The sequence below is a fragment of the Embleya sp. NBC_00888 genome (assembly GCF_045207655.1).
Classification (GTDB): Bacteria; Actinomycetota; Actinomycetes; order Streptomycetales; family Streptomycetaceae; genus Embleya.
On sequence record NZ_CP108784.1, the window covers coordinates 5,122,459 to 5,137,529 of the forward strand.

The window sequence follows — 15,071 nt, forward strand, 5'->3', positions numbered from 1 at the left end:
TCGGTTCGGGAGCGGTATCGCCGATCCGGCCGGCCGGCGGATTGGACACCGGGGACAGGTCCGGCGCAACCCCCCTAGACTCCCGTGCCACAAACGTAAGCAACGTCCACGCAACGTTCGGGCAATGTCGGATCGGGAGGCAGGCGCCAGGTGGAGGGCTACTACGGAACGTACGCGCTCGTGGGTCTGGTGCTTCTCGTCGCGTCGGCCTTCGTCGCGGTGGCGTTCGCCGGCGGGCGGCTGTTGCGACCGAGCGTACCCACGCACGAGAAGCTCACGACGTACGAGTGCGGGGTCGACCCGGTGGGGGTGGGGTGGGCGCAGGTCCACATCCGGTACTACCTCTACGCGTACCTCTACGTCATCTTCGCGGTCGACGTGATCTACCTGTTCCCCTGGGCGACGGTGTTCGACGCGCCGGGCTTCGGCGCCGCGACCCTGGTGGAGATGTTCGTGTTCGTCGGCTTCCTGGCCACCGGACTGCTGTACGCGTGGCGAAAGGGCGTCCTCGCATGGACCTGACACCGGCACCGGTGGAACGCACACCGGTCGACCTCCCGCAGCCGAGGCTCGGGGTGCTCTCGCGGCTCGCGCCGGACCCGGTGCGGCTCGTGCTCAACTGGGGACGGCGCTACTCCCTCTGGGTGTTCAACTTCGGCCTGGCGTGTTGCGCGATCGAGTTCATCGCGTCCTCGATGGCCAGGCACGACTTCATCCGCCTGGGCGTGATCCCGTTCGCCCCCGGGCCCCGGCAGGCCGACCTGATGGTCGTCTCGGGGACGGTCAGCGACAAGATGGCGCCCGCGATCAAGCGGCTGTACGAGCAGATGCCCGAGCCCAAGTACGTCATCTCGTTCGGGTCCTGCGCGAACTGCGGCGGGCCGTACTGGGATTCGTACTGCGTCACCAAGGGCGTGGACCAGATCGTGCCGGTCGACGTGTACGTGCCCGGCTGCCCGCCCCGGCCCGAGGCGCTGCTCCAGGGCATCCTCAAGCTCCAGGAGCGGATCGCGGTGGAGAACCCGGCGGCCCGGTACGCCCGCAAGCTGCCCGCCGCCGCGCTCGCGCGACCGCTGGTCGCGCCGCCGAAGCCCGCGGCGGGGGATGCCGGATGACCCCGGAGGAGATCCGCGCGGGCCTGGGCGAGGAGTTGGTGCTCGCGGTGTCGGACGCGTACGGACTGGTCACCGTCGATGTCGCGGCGCGGAACTGGGCGGCCGCGCTGACCGCCGCGCGCGACGTGCTGGGCTGCGCGTTCTTCGACTGGCTCACCGGTGTCGACGAACTCGCCGAGGGGTTCGACGTGGTCGCGCACGTGTGCGCGATCCCGACCGGGCCCCGGCTGTTGCTGCGCACCCGCGTGCCGCGCGAGGCCGCCGTGCTCGCGAGCGTGACCGGCGTGTACGCGGGGGCCCGCTGGCACGAGCGGGAGACGCACGAGATGTTCGGCATCGACTTCACCGACCACCCGGGCCTGGATCCGCTGTTGTTGCCGGACGGCTTCGAGGGACACCCGCTGCGCAAGGAGTTCGTCCTGGCCGCGCGGGTGGCCAAGGCGTGGCCCGGTGCCAAGGAACCGGGCGAGTCCGACCACGGCGGCGGGCCGGGCCGCTCGCCGGGCCGCCGCCGTACGTTGCCGCCGGGCGTACCGGATCCGGCGACCTGGGGCCCGCACAAGGAGGAGGCGGCGGCCGAGGCCGCTGCCGCCGCCGAGGAACGCCCACGCCGCGCCCGCGGTGCCGCGGCGGGCTCGGCGAGCCAGGCCGGCGAGGGCGCACCGCCGGCGCGCCGCACCCGCAGCGTGTCGCAGGGTTCGGCGAGCCAGGCCGGCGCGCCGCCGGCCGAACCGGCCGCGCCGGAGCCGGCGTCGCCCGAGCCTCCCGCGACCGACTCGACTCCGCCGGCCGAGCCGGCGTCACCGGCGCCCGCGGCGCCGGCCGAGCCCGCCGCGCGACCCGAGCCCACGACGCCCTCCGCATCCGATGCGTCGCCCGAGGCGCCATCCGAGCCTGCGGCGCCGGACGAGTCCGAGGCGCCGGACGAGTCCACCGCGCCCGGCGAATCCACCGCGTCGCCCGAGGCGCCCGCCGTCGAGCCGCGCGAGAGCGGTCCGACCCGCCCGTCCACCGAAGGGGACACCCCGTGAGTCTCCTCGACGTGTGCCTCCGGCTCGTTCTCGTGCTCGGGGCGTTCCTCGTGCTGCCCCTGCTGATCGGGCAGACCGAGCACAAGGTGATGGCGCACATGCAGGCGCGGGTCGGCCCGATCTACGCGGGCGCCTTCCACGGCTGGGCGCAGTTGGTCGCCGACGGCGTCAAGTTCGCCCAGAAGGAGGACATCGTCCCGGCCGGCGCCGACCGCAGGGTGTTCAAGCTCGCGCCGGCCGTCGCGCTGATCCCCTACTTCGTGGTGCTGATCGCCATCCCGATCGGCCCCAACGGCCTGGTCGGCCGGACCGTCGACGCCGGCATCGTGTTCGTGCTCGCGGTGATGGGCGTCGGCGTGCTCGGCTCGCTGATGGGCGGCTGGGCCTCGGCCAACAAGTACTCGCTGCTCGGCGGCATCCGCTCGGCCGCCCAGTTGATGGCGTACGAACTGCCGATGCTGCTGGCCGCGGCCTCGGTCGCGATGGCCGCCGGGACCGTGTCGCTGTCCGGGATCGTCGAGGGCTTCGAGTGGTGGTGGCTGCCCTGGCAGGCGATCGGCGGCGTGGTGTTCTTCACCGCCGGCCTCGCCGAGATCCAGCGCCCGCCGTTCGACATGCCGGTCGCCGACTCGGAGATCATCTTCGGCGCCTACACCGAGTACTCCGGCCTGCGCTTCGCGCTGTTCCTGCTGTCCGAGTACGCCGGAATCCTGATCGTGTGCGCGCTGACCACCGTGCTGTTCCTGGGCGGGTGGCACGGGCCGTGGTCGGACTCGGTCGGCTGGTTGTGGACCCTGCTCAAGACCGGCCTCCTGGCGTTCGTGGTGATCTGGCTGCGGGTCAGCTATCCGCGCCTGCGCGAGGACCAACTGCAAAAGCTCGCGTGGACGGTGCTCGTCCCGCTCGCGCTCGGCCAACTCGTCCTGACCGGCGTGGTAAAGGTGGCGACCTGATGAAGGGCCTGGCCAAGGGCCTCGCGGTGACCCTGAGGACGCTCACCAAGAGGTCCGTCACACAGTCCTATCCGGAGGTTCTCCCGGAACTGCCGCCCCGCTCGCGCGGGGTGATCGCGCTGTTCGAGGAGAACTGCACGGTCTGCATGTTGTGCGCGCGCGAATGCCCGGACTGGTGCATCTACATCGACTCGCACAAGGAGGTCGTGCCCGCCCGCGAACCCGGCGCGCGCGACCGCACCCGCAATGTGCTCGACCGCTTCGCGATCGACTTCGCGCTGTGCATGTACTGCGGCATCTGCGTCGAGGTGTGTCCGTTCGACGCGCTGTTCTGGTCGCCGGAGTTCGAGTACGCGACCGGCGACATCCACGAACTCACGCACGAGAAGGACAAGCTGCGCGAGTGGATGTGGACCGTGCCGCCACCACCCGCGCTGGACGAGCACGCCGAGGACCCCAAGGAACTGATCCAGGCCCGCAAGGCCGTCGAGAAGGCGGAGAAGGCCGCGGCCGCGGCCCGGGCCGCCGCACCGGAAGCGGAGGAGACCCCGTGAACCTCGCCGCCACCGAGCACGCATTCCTCTCGCCCACCGGCGCCGAGATCGCCTTCGTCCTGGTCGGCGTCGTCGTGCTCGGCTCCGCGCTGCTCGTGGTGAGCACCCGTCAGGTCGTGCACGCCGCGCTGTGGCTGGTGGTCACGCTCGGCGGGCTGGCCGCCGAGTACCTGCTGCTCACCGCCGAGTTCATCGCCTGGGTCCAGGTGCTGATCTACGTCGGCGCGGTCGTGGTGCTGCTGTTGTTCGGCCTGATGCTCACCAAGGCGCCGATCGGATACTCCGAACCGGCCGATCCCGCCGCCCGGATCCCGGCCGCCGTGGTCGCGCTGGGCGCCACCGCGACCCTGCTCACCGTGATCGTGGACGCCTTCCGCACCGCCTACCTGCATCTGGGCGACGACACCGTGGGCAGCACCCGGGTCACCGGGGAGAGCCTGTTCAAGGTGTGGGTGCTGCCGTTCGAGGTGTTGTCCGTGCTGCTCCTGGCCGCGCTGATCGGCGCCATCGTGCTGTCCCGCTCCCGATCGGGCGTGCGCTCGGGCCGGAAGGACTGACCCCGCGATGCATCTGGTCTATCCGCTCGTCCTCGCCGTCCTGCTGTTCGGCATCGGGCTCTACGGGGTGATCGCGCGCCGCAACGCGATCCTCGTGCTGATGTCGATCGAGCTGATGCTCAACGCCGTCAACATCAACCTGGTCGCGTTCGACATGTATCTGCGCGACACGCTGCACGCCGGTCAGGCGCTGACCCTGTTCGTGATCACCATCGCCGCAGCCGAGATCGGTCTCGGGCTGGCCATCGTGCTGATGGTGTTCCGCAACCGGGCCACCACCGACGTTCCCGAACTGCGCGAGCTCGCCGAGCACAAGGAGGGATCGGTATGACGGTCGCCGCCGCGACGGCCACCGGCCTGCCCGCGCTCGCGGCCCTGCTCGGGCTGTTCCTCGGGCGCCGGGTGCGCCCGGTCCTGTTCGCCGTACCCGCGGCCCTGGTCGCGACCGTGCTCGCGATCGTCGTGGCCGCCGGCATCGGCGACGACACGCGCGAATCGGCGGTGCGGCTGACCCCCACCGGCGCCCTGGACATCACCCTGGGGCTACAGGTGGACGGACTCGCCGCGATGTCCGCGGTGCTGGTCACCGTGGTCGCGCTGCTGGTGCAGGTCTACTCGGCCGCCTACCTGCGCGAGGACCCGCGCTACTCGTCCTACGCGGCGCTGGTGTCGCTGTTCACCGCGGCGATGCTGCTCGTGGTGTTCACCGGCGACCTGATCGTGCTCCTGGTCGGCTGGGAGGTGATGGGCGTCTGCTCGTACTTCCTGATCGGCCACCACTGGGAGACCGAGGCGGCCCGCTCCGCCTCGATCAAGGCGTTCGTGGTCACCAAGCTCGGCGACGTGCCGTTCCTGATCGGCATCCTCGTGCTCGCCGTGGGCGCCGACTCGTTCCGGATCCGGGACGTGCTCGCCGCCGTGCCCGAGGGCGGCGCCGGGTGGGTGACCGCGGGCACCCTGCTGCTGTTGGGCGGCGTCGCGGGCAAGTCCGCGCAGGTACCGCTGCAGACCTGGCTGCCGGACGCGATGGCCGGCCCGACCCCGGTGTCCGCGCTGATCCACGCGGCCACCATGGTCGCCGCCGGCGCCTACCTGGTGGCCCGCCTGTACCCGGCCTTCCTGGCCGCGCACGCGACGCTGATCGTGCTCGCGGTGCTCGCCGCGGTGACGATGATCGGCTCCGCGCTGGCCGCGCTCGCCCAGGAGGACCTCAAGCGGGTGCTCGCGTGGTCGACGGTCGGCCAACTCGCCTACATGACCGGCGGGCTCGCGGTCGGCGGGCGCGACGCGGCGGTGTTCCACCTGCTCTCGCACGGCGCGTTCAAGGCGCTGCTCTTCCTCGGCGCCGGGGTGGCCATCCACGTCGCCGGAACCGGTGCGCTGGCCGGCATGGGCGGGCTGCGGCACCGCGCGCCGATCGCGTTCTGGACGATGACCGCCGGGCTCGCCGCGCTCGCGGGTGTGCCGCCGTTCTCCGGCTTCTTCAGCAAGGAGGCGGTGCTCGGCGCGGCCGAGCACACCGCCGCCGGCCACGGCTCGGTACCGCAGGTGGCCGGCTGGCTGGTCCTGGTGGCCGGGCTGCTCACCGCGGTGCTGACCGCGGCCTACGCGACCCGGGTATGGCTGCGGGTGTTCCTCGGGCCGGTGCGCGAGGCGGCGCCCGGCGCGGAGGTGCCCGCGCACGCGGACGCGGCGGACTACGGCGAGCCCACGCACCCGGGCGAGGCGCCCGCCGCGATGGTGTGGCCGCTGATCGTGCTCACGGTGCCCACCGTGCTGTTCGGCTTCGTGGCCTTCCCGGGCCTGCCGCCCCTGGGCAGCGACCTGGGCTATGCCGAACTGACCCCGAACCCGCTGACCACGGTGCTCGCCCTGATCGCGCTCGGGCTCGGGGTCGGCTCGGTCGCCGCGCTGTGGCGGCGCGACCCGGTCGCCGATCCGGCCCGCGCGCTGGGTCCGCTGCGCGGTCCGGCACTGCGCGGGTTCGACGTGGACGGGCTGTACGCGGCGCTGGTCCTGACCCCCGTCCGACTCGCCGCCAAGGCGTCCCGGTTCACCGACGGGGCCGTCGTCGACACCTACGTCAAGGGCGCCGCACAGAGCGCGTGGCTGCTCGGCGGCGGAATCCGGCGAGGCCAGAACGGCAACGTCCGGCTGTATCTGACCGGCCTGTTCGCGGGCGTGGTCGTGCTCGCCGTCGCGGTGGCGGTGGGCTCGTGACGCGCCGTCGACCGTTGCCCCCGACGCCCCCTCATGCCCAGGAGACCTCGCGGTGAGCGTCGTGCTGATCCTCGTCGTGGCCGCGCCGCTGCTCGGCGCCGCCCTGCTCCTGCTGCCCGGGGTCGGTGATCGCGCGGCCCGGCTGATCGGCGTCGCCGCGAGCGCGGCGACCCTGGTCGGCGCCGTTGTGCTCGCGTGCGGGTTCGACCGCGGGCGCGGCATGCAGTTCGAGACCGACGTGTCCTGGGCACCCTCGCTGGGCCTGCGCTTCCACCTGGGCATCGACGGCATCTCGCTGCCGCTGCTCCTGCTCACCGCGCTGCTCACGCTGCTGGTCGCCGTGCACAGCCTGTGGAACATTCCGCCCGGCGGCGACTCACGGGCGTTCGTGGCGCTGTTCCTGCTCCTGGAGACCGGCACGCTGGGCACCTTCGCGGCGCTCGACCTGATCCTGTTCTTCCTGTTCTTCGAGGTCGTGCTGGTCCCGATGTACTTCCTCATCAACCGCTGGGGGAGTCCGGGCGAGCGCGGCCCCGCCTCGTACAAGTTCATCCTGTACACCCTGCTCGGATCGGCCGTGATGCTGCTCGGCTTCCTGCTGATCCAGGCGAAGACCGGCACCTTCGACATGGTCGAGCTCGCCGAACGGCACGGCGCGGGCATGTCGCACGGCGTCCAGGTGCTCGCGTTCCTGGCGATCGGCCTGGGTCTGGCGGTCAAGGTGCCGATGTGGCCGCTGCACACCTGGCTGCCCGACGCGCACACCGCCGCGCCGACGGCGGGCTCGGTGCTGCTGGCCGGCGTGCTGCTCAAGATGGGCACGTACGGCCTGATCCGGATCGCGGTGCCGATGTTGCCGGAGGGCGCCGAGACGTTCGCGCCGTATCTGGCCGCGTTCGGCGTGGTGGGCATCGTCTACGGCTCGCTGGTGTGTCTGGCCCTGCTGCGCGACCCGGACGGCGACCTCAAGCGCATCATCGCCTACTCGTCGGTGGGCCACATGGGCTTCGCGCTGCTGGGCATCGCGACCCTGACCCCACAGGGGATCAACGGCGCGTTGTTCGTCAACATCGGCCACGGCCTGATCACCGGCCTGCTGTTCTTCCTGGCCGGCGCGGTCAAGGACCGGCACGGCACCGCGCTGCTGGGCCGACTCGGGGGCGGGATGTACGGGCGGACCCCGCGACTGGGCGCACTCGTGGCGTTCGGCGCGGTGGCCGGGCTCGGGCTGCCCGGGCTGGCCGGCTTCTGGGGCGAACTGCTCGCGATGTACGGCGCGTACGAGCCCGCGGCCGGGTTGTCCACCGGCGGCTACCGGACCTTCCTGGTCCTGGCCGGCCTGGGCACCGTGCTGACCGCGGCCTACATGCTCGGCCTGGTCCGCCGATTGTGCATGGGCCCGGCGGGCGAGGCCCCGACCGGGCGGCCCGAGGTGGACGTGACCGGTCGTGAAGTCGTGGTGTGGACCCCGCTCGTCGCGCTGACCCTGCTTGCCGGACTGTGGCCGGCCACCGTGCTCGCGATCACCGACCCGGCCGTGCGTGCCCTCATGGGAGGCAGCTGACATGCCGTTCGACGTCCAGTCGATCGACTGGCTCGCGATCGGGCCGGTGGTCGCCGTCGCGGTCGCCGCCCTCGTGGTGCTGCTCGCGGACCTGTTCCTGGAGGGGGCGCGCAAGGCCGCGCTGCCCTGGCTCACCCTGGCCGGACTCGGCGCCGCGCTGGTGCTGTTGTTGCCGCTGCGCGCCGCGGACGACAACGCGCGCGGCACCTTCTGCTCGCCGTCGGGCTGCTCGTACGTGGTCACCGACCTGACCATGGTGCTGCAACTGGTGCTGCTCGGCTCGGCGTTCGTGGTCGTGCTGCTGTCGATGCCGATGACCCACCCGAGCGCGGACGGCGACGAGGGCGAGGTGCCCGGCGGCGAGTACCACTTCCTGCTGCTGTCCTCGGTGACCGGCGCGGTCGCGCTGGCCGGCGCGCGCGACCTGCTCACCCTGGTGGTGGCCCTGGAGACGTTGTCGCTGCCCGCGTTCGCGCTGGTCGGCCTGCGTCGGGACGGCCGGGGCGGCGAGGCCGCGCTGAAGTTCTTCCTGCTGTCCGTGGCCGCCACGGCGGTAATGCTGTTCGGCGTGAGCCTGGTCTACGGGAGCACCGGCAGCGTGCACCTGGCCAGGATCGCGGGCGACCTGGAGCATCTGGACCCGCGGCTGACCAAGGTGGCCGCGACCGGCGCGGTACTGACCATGGTCGGCTTCGCGTTCAAGGTCGCGGCGGTGCCGTTCCACTCGTGGGTGCCGGACACCTATCGCGGCGCGCCGATCCCGGTGGCCGCCTACCTGTCGGTGGTCTCCAAGACCGCCGGGTTCGCCGGACTGCTCCTGGTCGCCGGCATCGCGTTCCGGCCGTACGTGCACATCTGGGGTCCGGCCATGGCGGTGCTCGCCGCGGTGACGATGACCGCGGGCAACCTGGCCGCGCTGCGGCAGACCGACGCGGTGCGGCTGCTGGCGTGGTCCTCGATCGCCCAGTCGGGCTACGTACTGGTCCCGTTCGGAACCGCCGCCGGACACGGCGAGGACCTGGCCGACACGCTGCCCGCGGCGGTCGCCTACCTCGCGGTGTACGCGGTGATGAACCTGGGCGCGTTCGCGGTGGTGACGCTGGTGGCCCGCGAGCGCGGCGGGCTGGTCTCCGACCACCGCGCGCTGTTCCGGTCGCGCCCGGTCGGCGCCGCGGCGATGGCCTTCTTCCTGCTGTGTCTGGCGGGCATCCCGCCGGGGTTGGCCGGGCTGTTCGCGAAGGTGACCGTGTTCCAGGCGGTGATCGACTCCGGCACCGGGTGGCTCGCGGTGGTGATGGCGGTCAACGTGGTGATCGGGCTGTACTACTACCTGGCCTGGACGGCGCAGTTGTTCGCTCCCGCGGCCCCCGGGGTGCCGGGCGCGATCGGGGGCGCGGAGGGCTCGGCGGGCACGGGCGGCGCGGAGGGTGCGGCGGGCTCGGCCGGCTCGCCCGGCGGTGTCGAGGGTGGTCGAACGCCGGCTCCATTGGTCGCCGCGCTGGTGCTCACGGGGGCGCTCGGGGTGCTGCTCTCGGTCGCGCCACAGCTCGTGCTGCACGTGCTCACCGTGCCGGGTCTACTCGGCTGACCTGCGGTTCCGGTCCCGGAGCGGGGGGTTACGCCCGCCTCGGGAGGGAACTCTGCGAGGCGTTGTCCCGTTGCGAAGGAAGAGACAACGGGCAGAGGGCGACAAGCCGGCGGATACCCCGCACGGACCCGCATTGTCACCCCTGGGACGCTTGCGAGAGGACTCTGCCGTGCACGGCCAGCACAACGGACTGAAGACCGCCGTACTGCTCGGCGGCATGTCGGCGCTCATCCTGGTCGTCGGCAGCTTCTTCGGTCGGACCGGGTTGATCATCGCCCTGTTCGTGGCCCTGGCCACGAACGGCTACGCCTACTTCAACAGCGACAAGATCGCGCTGCGCTCGATGCGCGCGCGACCGGTCGGCGAGGCGGAGAACCCCGAGCTGTACCGGATCGTGCGCGAGCTCTCCAACGACGCCCGGCAGCCGATGCCGCGCCTGTACATCTCGCCCACCGAGGCGCCGAACGCGTTCGCCACCGGCCGCAACCCGCGCAACGCGGCGGTGTGCTGTACGACCGGCATCCTGCGCATCCTGGACGCGCGCGAGCTGCGCGGGGTGCTCGGACACGAGCTGTCGCACGTCTACAACCGGGACATCCTGATCTCGTCGGTGGCCGGTGCGCTGGCCAGTGTGATCATGTTCCTGGTCAACTTCGCCTGGCTGATCCCGTTCGGCCGCAGCAACGACGACGAGGGGCCGGGTCTGTTCGGGATGCTGGCCATCATGATCCTGGGTCCGCTGGCGGCCGGTGTCATCCAGTTGGCGGTCAGTCGTTCGCGTGAATATCAGGCGGACGCCTCCGGGGCTCGCCTCACCGGAGACCCGATGGCGCTCGCGAGCGCGCTGCGCAAGCTGGACGCGGGCACGCAGGCGCTGCCGCTGCCGCCGGAGCCGAAGCTGCAGACCACCAGCTCGCTGATGATCGCCAACCCGTTCCGCCGGGGCGCGGGCGGGATGAGCAAGCTGTTCTCGACGCATCCGCCGATGGCGGACCGGATCGCGCGGCTCGAGGCGATGGCGGGGCACTGAGGCGGGGCCGGCATCGGGCTTGCGGGCCGGGGTAGAACAAGTCCGTGAAAACTGTCCTGAACATCATTTGGCTCGTGTTCTCCGGCCTGTGGCTGGCCATCGGCTACGCCATCGCCGGCATCGTCTGCTTTCTGTTGTTCTTCCTCGTCGTCACCATCCCGCTGGGCATCGCGTCCTGGCGGATCGCGGCGTACGCGCTGTGGCCGTTCGGCCGCCGGGTGGAATGGCGTCGCGACGCCGGCGCCGGGTCGATGCTCGGCAACATCCTGTGGATCGTGCTGTTCGGCTGGTGGCTGGCGATCATGCACCTGTTCACCGGCGTCGTCCTGTGCATCACCATCATCGGCATCCCGCTCGGGCTGGCGAACTTCAAGCTGATCCCGGTGTCGCTGACTCCGCTGGGCCGCGAGATCGTCTCGACCGACGACCCGATGCACGTGGGCGTCTGAGCGGGTCGGTTCGCGCGGGTTCGGGCCTCGGCGATCGCCCATCGGGTGGTCGCTGAGCCCGGACAGGCCAATCGTGTGGTCTCGTACGAGGGAGACCGGAGCCAACCGCTCCAGCCGCGCTCCCGGTGTGTCGATATGTCCCGGTAGGCCCGGGTAGACGGAGAAGACACCCACACCGGGAAGCAGACCCACACCGGGAAGCGCGGAGGTTGCCGTGGCGGCGACGGTCAGTGTCATCGTTCCGACCCGCGACCGCACGGCCCTGCTGGCCGATGCCCTGCGCAGCGTGGCCCTCCAGGGCACGCGGGACATCGAGGTCGTCGTGGTCAACGACGGCGGCGCGGACGTGGCGGGCGTGCTGCCGCTGGGCGTGCGGGGGATGACCGTGCGGTTGCTCTCCTTCCCGCGCTCGCGCGGCCCGGCGGCGGCGCGCAACGCCGGTCTGGAGATCGCCACGGGGCGGTTCGTCGCCTTCCTCGACGACGACGACATGTACCTGCCCGGCCATCTCGACCGGGCCCTGGCCGCACTGGAGCGCACCGGCTCCGACGCCGTGTACGCGGACTGCATCCTCAGCGGCGACCGGGCGGCGCCGGGCGAGACGCCGGGCAGCCCGTACCGCTACGACTTCCCGTACGACCCGGACATGCTCTCGGTGGCCAACTTCGTGCCGACCACCGCCGTGGTCGCCCGCAATCCCGCGCACACCGCGCCCGCGTCGTGGTTCCGCTTCGACCCGGAGTTGCCCCTCCTGGTCGACTGGTCGTTGTGGTTGCGGCTGGTGCACGATCGGGGCTGGTCGTTCGCCCGGCTGTCCGAGCCCGGCGTGGTCTACCACCGGGAACCCGCCGACTCCAGCCTGTCCGGCGGCGCGGCGGCCCAACTCGACTCACTGGGCCGGTACGAGGACACCTACCGCACGATCATCGCCCGCTGGCCGGTCCCACCCACCGGCCGCGTCGCGCGCTTCCGCCGACACGCTTTGACCATGTTCGCGATCGCTCGGGAACAACTGTCCACCGGCGCCCACCTGGCCCCGTTCGCCTACGAGGACGCCCTGCGCGTCCTGCACGCGGGCTTCACCGGCCGACTGGAGGAGGACGCCGTACCCACCCGCTTGTCCGCCGTCCTGACCGGCGCCCACACCCCGACGATCGACGCGTGCGGGCCCCTGGTGGAGCGCGTGCAGCAGTAGGGCGGTTCCGGCTCGGGAGGCCGATCGCGGCAGGCGGCACCCGGCACGCGGCACGCGGCACCCGGACACCGTCCCCCACGGCCGCGCAAAAAGGGCACGAAAACGGGCACAGCGAGGGCGGTGGATCCACCGGCCGGGTCCGACCGGCGATCCGCCCTCGCTGTGCCCTCGACCCGTCACCCACCGGGCCCGCCACGATCCCGCCGCCGCGGGGTGGCGGCCTCGGTCAGCGGTAGTTCACGAACTGCAGCGCGAAGTCCAGGTCCTTGCCCTTGAGCAGCGCGATGACCTCCTGGAGGTCGTCCCGGTTCTTGGACGAGACGCGCAGCTCCTCACCCTGGATCTGCGCCTTGACGCCCTTGGGCCCCTCGTCGCGGATGATCTTGGAGACCTTCTTCGCGTTCTCCTGGGAGATGCCCTCCTGGATCGACGCGAAGATCTTGTACTCCTTGCCGGAAGCCTTCGGCTCCCCGGCGTCGAGCGACTTGAGCGAGATGCTGCGCTTGATCAGCTTGCCCTGGAACACGTCGAGGATCGCGTTCACGCGCTCCTCGGAGTTGGCGCGCATCTCGATCTGCTCGCCGGTCCAGCCGATGTGCGCGCCGACGTTCTTGAAGTCGAACCGCTGCGCGATCTCCTTCGAGGTCTGGTTCAGCGCGTTGTCGACCTCCTGACGGTCGACCTTGGACACGATGTCGAAAGAGGAGTCAGCCAAGGCTCGGAATCGCTTTCTGTGGGATCTGAAGTGAGAGGGAAGGCAACCCCTCCAGCCTAGAGCGTCCCCCACGACCCGGACTCCGACCGCGCCCCACCCCGCCCGATCCGATACCGAGTGGCGAAGCACCCCGGGTGGTCCGCTATTGTTGTCCCGTCGCGCCGCAAGGCGCACACGGCGGGTTGCCCGAGTGGCCAAAGGGAGCAGACTGTAAATCTGCCGGTGTATGCCTACGTTGGTTCGAACCCAACACCCGCCACATCGAAACGAAGGCCCCTGATCAGCGGAAACGCTGGCCGGGGGCCTTTGTCGTGTGCGGGGTCGTTCGTTCGGTGGGTGGTGGGCGGGTGGGGCGGCGGCATACTTCGCTCGTGGGTTGTGGGTGGGGAGGGTGGCGGTGACCTCGGGGGCTGTGGTTCTTTATGGGCCGCCGGCGGCCGGGAAGGACACGGTCACGGCGGCTTTGTCGCGGGTGGACCGGGCGTTTGTTCAGTTCCGGCGGTTGAAGGCCGGGCCGGGGCGTTCGTCCGGGTATCGCATGACGGACTCGCGGGTGTTGGCGGGGTTGCGGCGGGACGGGTTGATCGTGCACGGCAACCGGCGTTACGGGGCGGAGTACGCGACGGACGTACCCGAGCTCGATCGGCTTACGGCGCGCGGGTGTGTTCCCGTGGTGCACGTCGGACAGGTCGAGGCGGTCTTCGCGCTCGCGGCGTATCCGGTGCACTGGACGCGGGTTTTGTTGTGGTGTTCGCGGGATGTCACCGCCGAGCGTTCGGCCGGTCGGGGTGATGTCGACGGTGATGCCCGGTTGCGGGTCTGGGCGGAGACGTACGCCGATCTGGAGGCGCATCGCGAGGTGCCGTGGTCCGTGATCGTGCGGACCGACCGGACGTCGCCGGACGAGTCCGCGGCGCTGATCCGGCAGGCTGTGCGTGACCGGGCGCCGGATCGATTCACCCCGACCCACCTGCTTCGAGGGGCCACATGACCACGATCGGAATTCTTCATCCGGGCAGCATGGGCGCGGCGGTGGCGGGGGAGTTGACCGGCCGCGGGATCACCGTGTTGTGGTGTCCCACGGGTCGTGGTGCGGCGACCGCGGCGCGCGCGGAGAGGTTCGGCCTCGAACCCGTCGAGGAGCTCGACGAGTTGCTCGATCGCAGTGCCTGTGTGATCTCGCTGTGCCCTCCCGCCGCGGCGGAGGCGGTTGCCCGTTCGGTCGCCGAGCGGCGGTACGCCGGGTTGTACATGGAGGCGAACGCGGTGAGCCCGGAGCGGATGGGGCGCATGGCCGCGCTGCTTGCCGCGGGCGGCGCCGCCGTTGTCGATGGAGGTGTGGTCGGGTCTCCGCCTTCGCCGACCCGGTCTCCCCGCCTCTACCTGTCCGGTGCGGGCGACGAGGTGGCTCGTGTCGCCGAGTTGTTCGCCGACACGAGGGTGCGGGTGCGAGGCCTGCCCGGCGGGATCGGGCAGGCGTCCGGGCTGAAGTTGTCGTTCGCGAGCTATCAGAAGGCGAGCAGGGCGCTCGCCGCCGTGGCACATGCGATGGCGAGCGAATACGGCGTCGGGGCGGAGCTGCTCGACATTGCCCGGGATCACTCCACGCGGCATCTCGCGGAGCCGGACTACATCGCGGACGCCGCCGCCAAGGCCTGGCGCTGGGAGCCGGAGATGAGAGAGGTCGCCGCGGCCCTGACGGCCGTCGGCCTGCCCGCCGAGATGGCCCTCGGCGCCGCCGATGTCCTCGCGCGGTGGGCGCCCGCGAAGGACACCGGGCTCGACCCGACCGAGGCCATCGAGATGCTGCGCGACACACCGTAGCGGCGGCATCCGCGCCTGACTCCGGTGCCCGGCCCCGGCCCCGGCTCCGGCGCCCGGCTCCGGCTCCGGCGCCCGGCTCCGGCGCCCGGCTCCGGCGCCCGGCTCCGGCTCCGGCGCCCGGCTCCGGCTCCGGCGCCCGGCTCCGGCTCCGGCGCCCGGCTCCCGGCTCCCGGCTCCGGCTCCGGCGCCCGGCTCCCGGCCCCGGCCCCGGCTCCCGGCCCCGGCTCCGGGTCCCCGCGTCCGGCCCCCGCGCCGAACCCGCGCATCGGACCCGCC

Annotated in this window: 16 protein-coding genes and 1 tRNA gene; 16 read left to right on the forward strand and 1 reads right to left on the reverse strand. The window is 71.8% G+C overall.

Annotated elements, in window-relative coordinates; genetic code table 11:
• The first annotated feature begins 150 nt into the window (after positions 1–150).
• The 13 genes from ndhC to OG948_RS21920 all read left to right on the forward strand — a co-directional run bounded on the left by ndhC (position 151) and on the right by OG948_RS21920 (position 12,256).
• Positions 151–522 carry an NADH-quinone oxidoreductase subunit A gene (gene ndhC, locus OG948_RS21860; RefSeq protein WP_395871777.1) on the forward strand — a complete coding sequence of 124 codons (372 nt, stop codon included), beginning with the start codon at positions 151–153 and terminating at the stop codon, positions 520–522.
• On the forward strand, positions 513–1,115 hold the full coding sequence (locus tag OG948_RS21865; protein WP_395871775.1) for an NADH-quinone oxidoreductase subunit B: 603 nt from the start codon (positions 513–515) through the stop codon (positions 1,113–1,115). The genes ndhC and OG948_RS21865 overlap by 10 nt, the downstream gene beginning before the upstream one ends.
• Entirely contained in the window at positions 1,112–2,146 is a 1,035-nt protein-coding gene (locus OG948_RS21870; RefSeq protein WP_406298151.1) for an NADH-quinone oxidoreductase subunit C, read from the forward strand. Before OG948_RS21865 ends, OG948_RS21870 begins: the two co-directional genes overlap by 4 nt.
• Entirely contained in the window at positions 2,143–3,099 is a 957-nt protein-coding gene (locus tag OG948_RS21875) for an NADH-quinone oxidoreductase subunit H (RefSeq protein ID WP_406298152.1), read from the forward strand. The genes OG948_RS21870 and OG948_RS21875 overlap by 4 nt, the downstream gene beginning before the upstream one ends.
• Complete coding sequence (locus OG948_RS21880; protein ID WP_406298153.1) at positions 3,099–3,653, forward strand: NuoI/complex I 23 kDa subunit family protein; 555 nt, start codon at positions 3,099–3,101, stop codon at positions 3,651–3,653. Before OG948_RS21875 ends, OG948_RS21880 begins: the two co-directional genes overlap by 1 nt.
• Positions 3,650–4,210 carry an NADH-quinone oxidoreductase subunit J gene (locus OG948_RS21885; protein WP_406298154.1) on the forward strand — a complete coding sequence of 187 codons (561 nt, stop codon included), beginning with the start codon at positions 3,650–3,652 and terminating at the stop codon, positions 4,208–4,210. The genes OG948_RS21880 and OG948_RS21885 overlap by 4 nt, the downstream gene beginning before the upstream one ends.
• Before the next feature lie 7 nt (positions 4,211–4,217).
• Positions 4,218–4,541, forward strand: a complete 324-nt coding sequence (nuoK, locus tag OG948_RS21890; RefSeq protein WP_406298155.1) for an NADH-quinone oxidoreductase subunit NuoK — start codon at positions 4,218–4,220, stop codon at positions 4,539–4,541.
• Positions 4,532–6,430, forward strand: coding sequence for an NADH-quinone oxidoreductase subunit L (locus tag OG948_RS21895; RefSeq protein ID WP_406300315.1), 1,899 nt, complete (start codon positions 4,532–4,534; stop codon positions 6,428–6,430). Before nuoK ends, OG948_RS21895 begins: the two co-directional genes overlap by 10 nt.
• Positions 6,431–6,482: 52 nt before the next feature.
• Positions 6,483–7,994, forward strand: coding sequence for a NuoM family protein (locus OG948_RS21900; protein ID WP_406298156.1), 1,512 nt, complete (start codon positions 6,483–6,485; stop codon positions 7,992–7,994).
• A 1-nt stretch (position 7,995) separates the two neighbouring features.
• The gene (locus OG948_RS21905; RefSeq protein WP_406298157.1) at positions 7,996–9,582 is read left to right on the forward strand and encodes an NADH-quinone oxidoreductase subunit N; all 1,587 of its coding nucleotides are present in this window, start codon (positions 7,996–7,998) and stop codon (positions 9,580–9,582) included.
• Between the two features lie 169 nt (positions 9,583–9,751).
• Positions 9,752–10,612, forward strand: a complete 861-nt coding sequence (gene htpX, locus OG948_RS21910; protein WP_406298158.1) for a zinc metalloprotease HtpX — start codon at positions 9,752–9,754, stop codon at positions 10,610–10,612.
• A gap of 44 nt (positions 10,613–10,656) precedes the next feature.
• Complete coding sequence (locus OG948_RS21915) at positions 10,657–11,061, forward strand: YccF domain-containing protein (RefSeq protein WP_406298159.1); 405 nt, start codon at positions 10,657–10,659, stop codon at positions 11,059–11,061.
• Between the two features lie 214 nt (positions 11,062–11,275).
• Positions 11,276–12,256: a glycosyltransferase family 2 protein gene (locus tag OG948_RS21920; protein ID WP_406298160.1), complete on the forward strand. Its 981-nt coding sequence runs from the start codon at positions 11,276–11,278 to the stop codon at positions 12,254–12,256.
• A gap of 226 nt (positions 12,257–12,482) precedes the next feature.
• Here the strand turns inward: OG948_RS21920 and OG948_RS21925 are convergent, their stop codons facing one another.
• Positions 12,483–12,971 carry a YajQ family cyclic di-GMP-binding protein gene (locus OG948_RS21925; protein WP_026217952.1) on the reverse strand — a complete coding sequence of 163 codons (489 nt, stop codon included), beginning with the start codon at positions 12,969–12,971 and terminating at the stop codon, positions 12,483–12,485.
• 176 nt (positions 12,972–13,147) lie between these two features.
• Here OG948_RS21925 and OG948_RS21930 point away from each other — a divergent pair.
• The 3 genes from OG948_RS21930 to OG948_RS21940 all read left to right on the forward strand — a co-directional run bounded on the left by OG948_RS21930 (position 13,148) and on the right by OG948_RS21940 (position 14,795).
• Positions 13,148–13,230: transfer RNA gene (locus tag OG948_RS21930), tRNA-Tyr, on the forward strand.
• Between the two features lie 279 nt (positions 13,231–13,509).
• Positions 13,510–13,962: a guanylate kinase gene (locus tag OG948_RS21935; protein WP_406298161.1), complete on the forward strand. Its 453-nt coding sequence runs from the start codon at positions 13,510–13,512 to the stop codon at positions 13,960–13,962.
• A complete protein-coding gene (locus tag OG948_RS21940; protein ID WP_406298162.1) occupies positions 13,959–14,795 on the forward strand; it encodes a DUF1932 domain-containing protein in 837 nt (278 codons plus the stop codon). Before OG948_RS21935 ends, OG948_RS21940 begins: the two co-directional genes overlap by 4 nt.
• The last annotated feature ends 276 nt before the right edge of the window (positions 14,796–15,071 follow it).

Coding starts and splice junctions, on each gene's coding strand:
- OG948_RS21880 (WP_406298153.1), top strand. CDS start 3,099: ATGAAGGGCCTGGCCAAGGGCCTCGCGGTGACCCTGAGGACGCTCACC.
- nuoK (WP_406298155.1), top strand. CDS start 4,218: ATGCATCTGGTCTATCCGCTCGTCCTCGCCGTCCTGCTGTTCGGCATC.
- OG948_RS21865 (WP_395871775.1), top strand. CDS start 513: ATGGACCTGACACCGGCACCGGTGGAACGCACACCGGTCGACCTCCCG.
- OG948_RS21935 (WP_406298161.1), top strand. CDS start 13,510: ATGACGGACTCGCGGGTGTTGGCGGGGTTGCGGCGGGACGGGTTGATC.
- OG948_RS21870 (WP_406298151.1), top strand. CDS start 1,112: ATGACCCCGGAGGAGATCCGCGCGGGCCTGGGCGAGGAGTTGGTGCTC.
- OG948_RS21905 (WP_406298157.1), top strand. CDS start 7,996: ATGCCGTTCGACGTCCAGTCGATCGACTGGCTCGCGATCGGGCCGGTG.
- OG948_RS21940 (WP_406298162.1), top strand. CDS start 13,959: ATGACCACGATCGGAATTCTTCATCCGGGCAGCATGGGCGCGGCGGTG.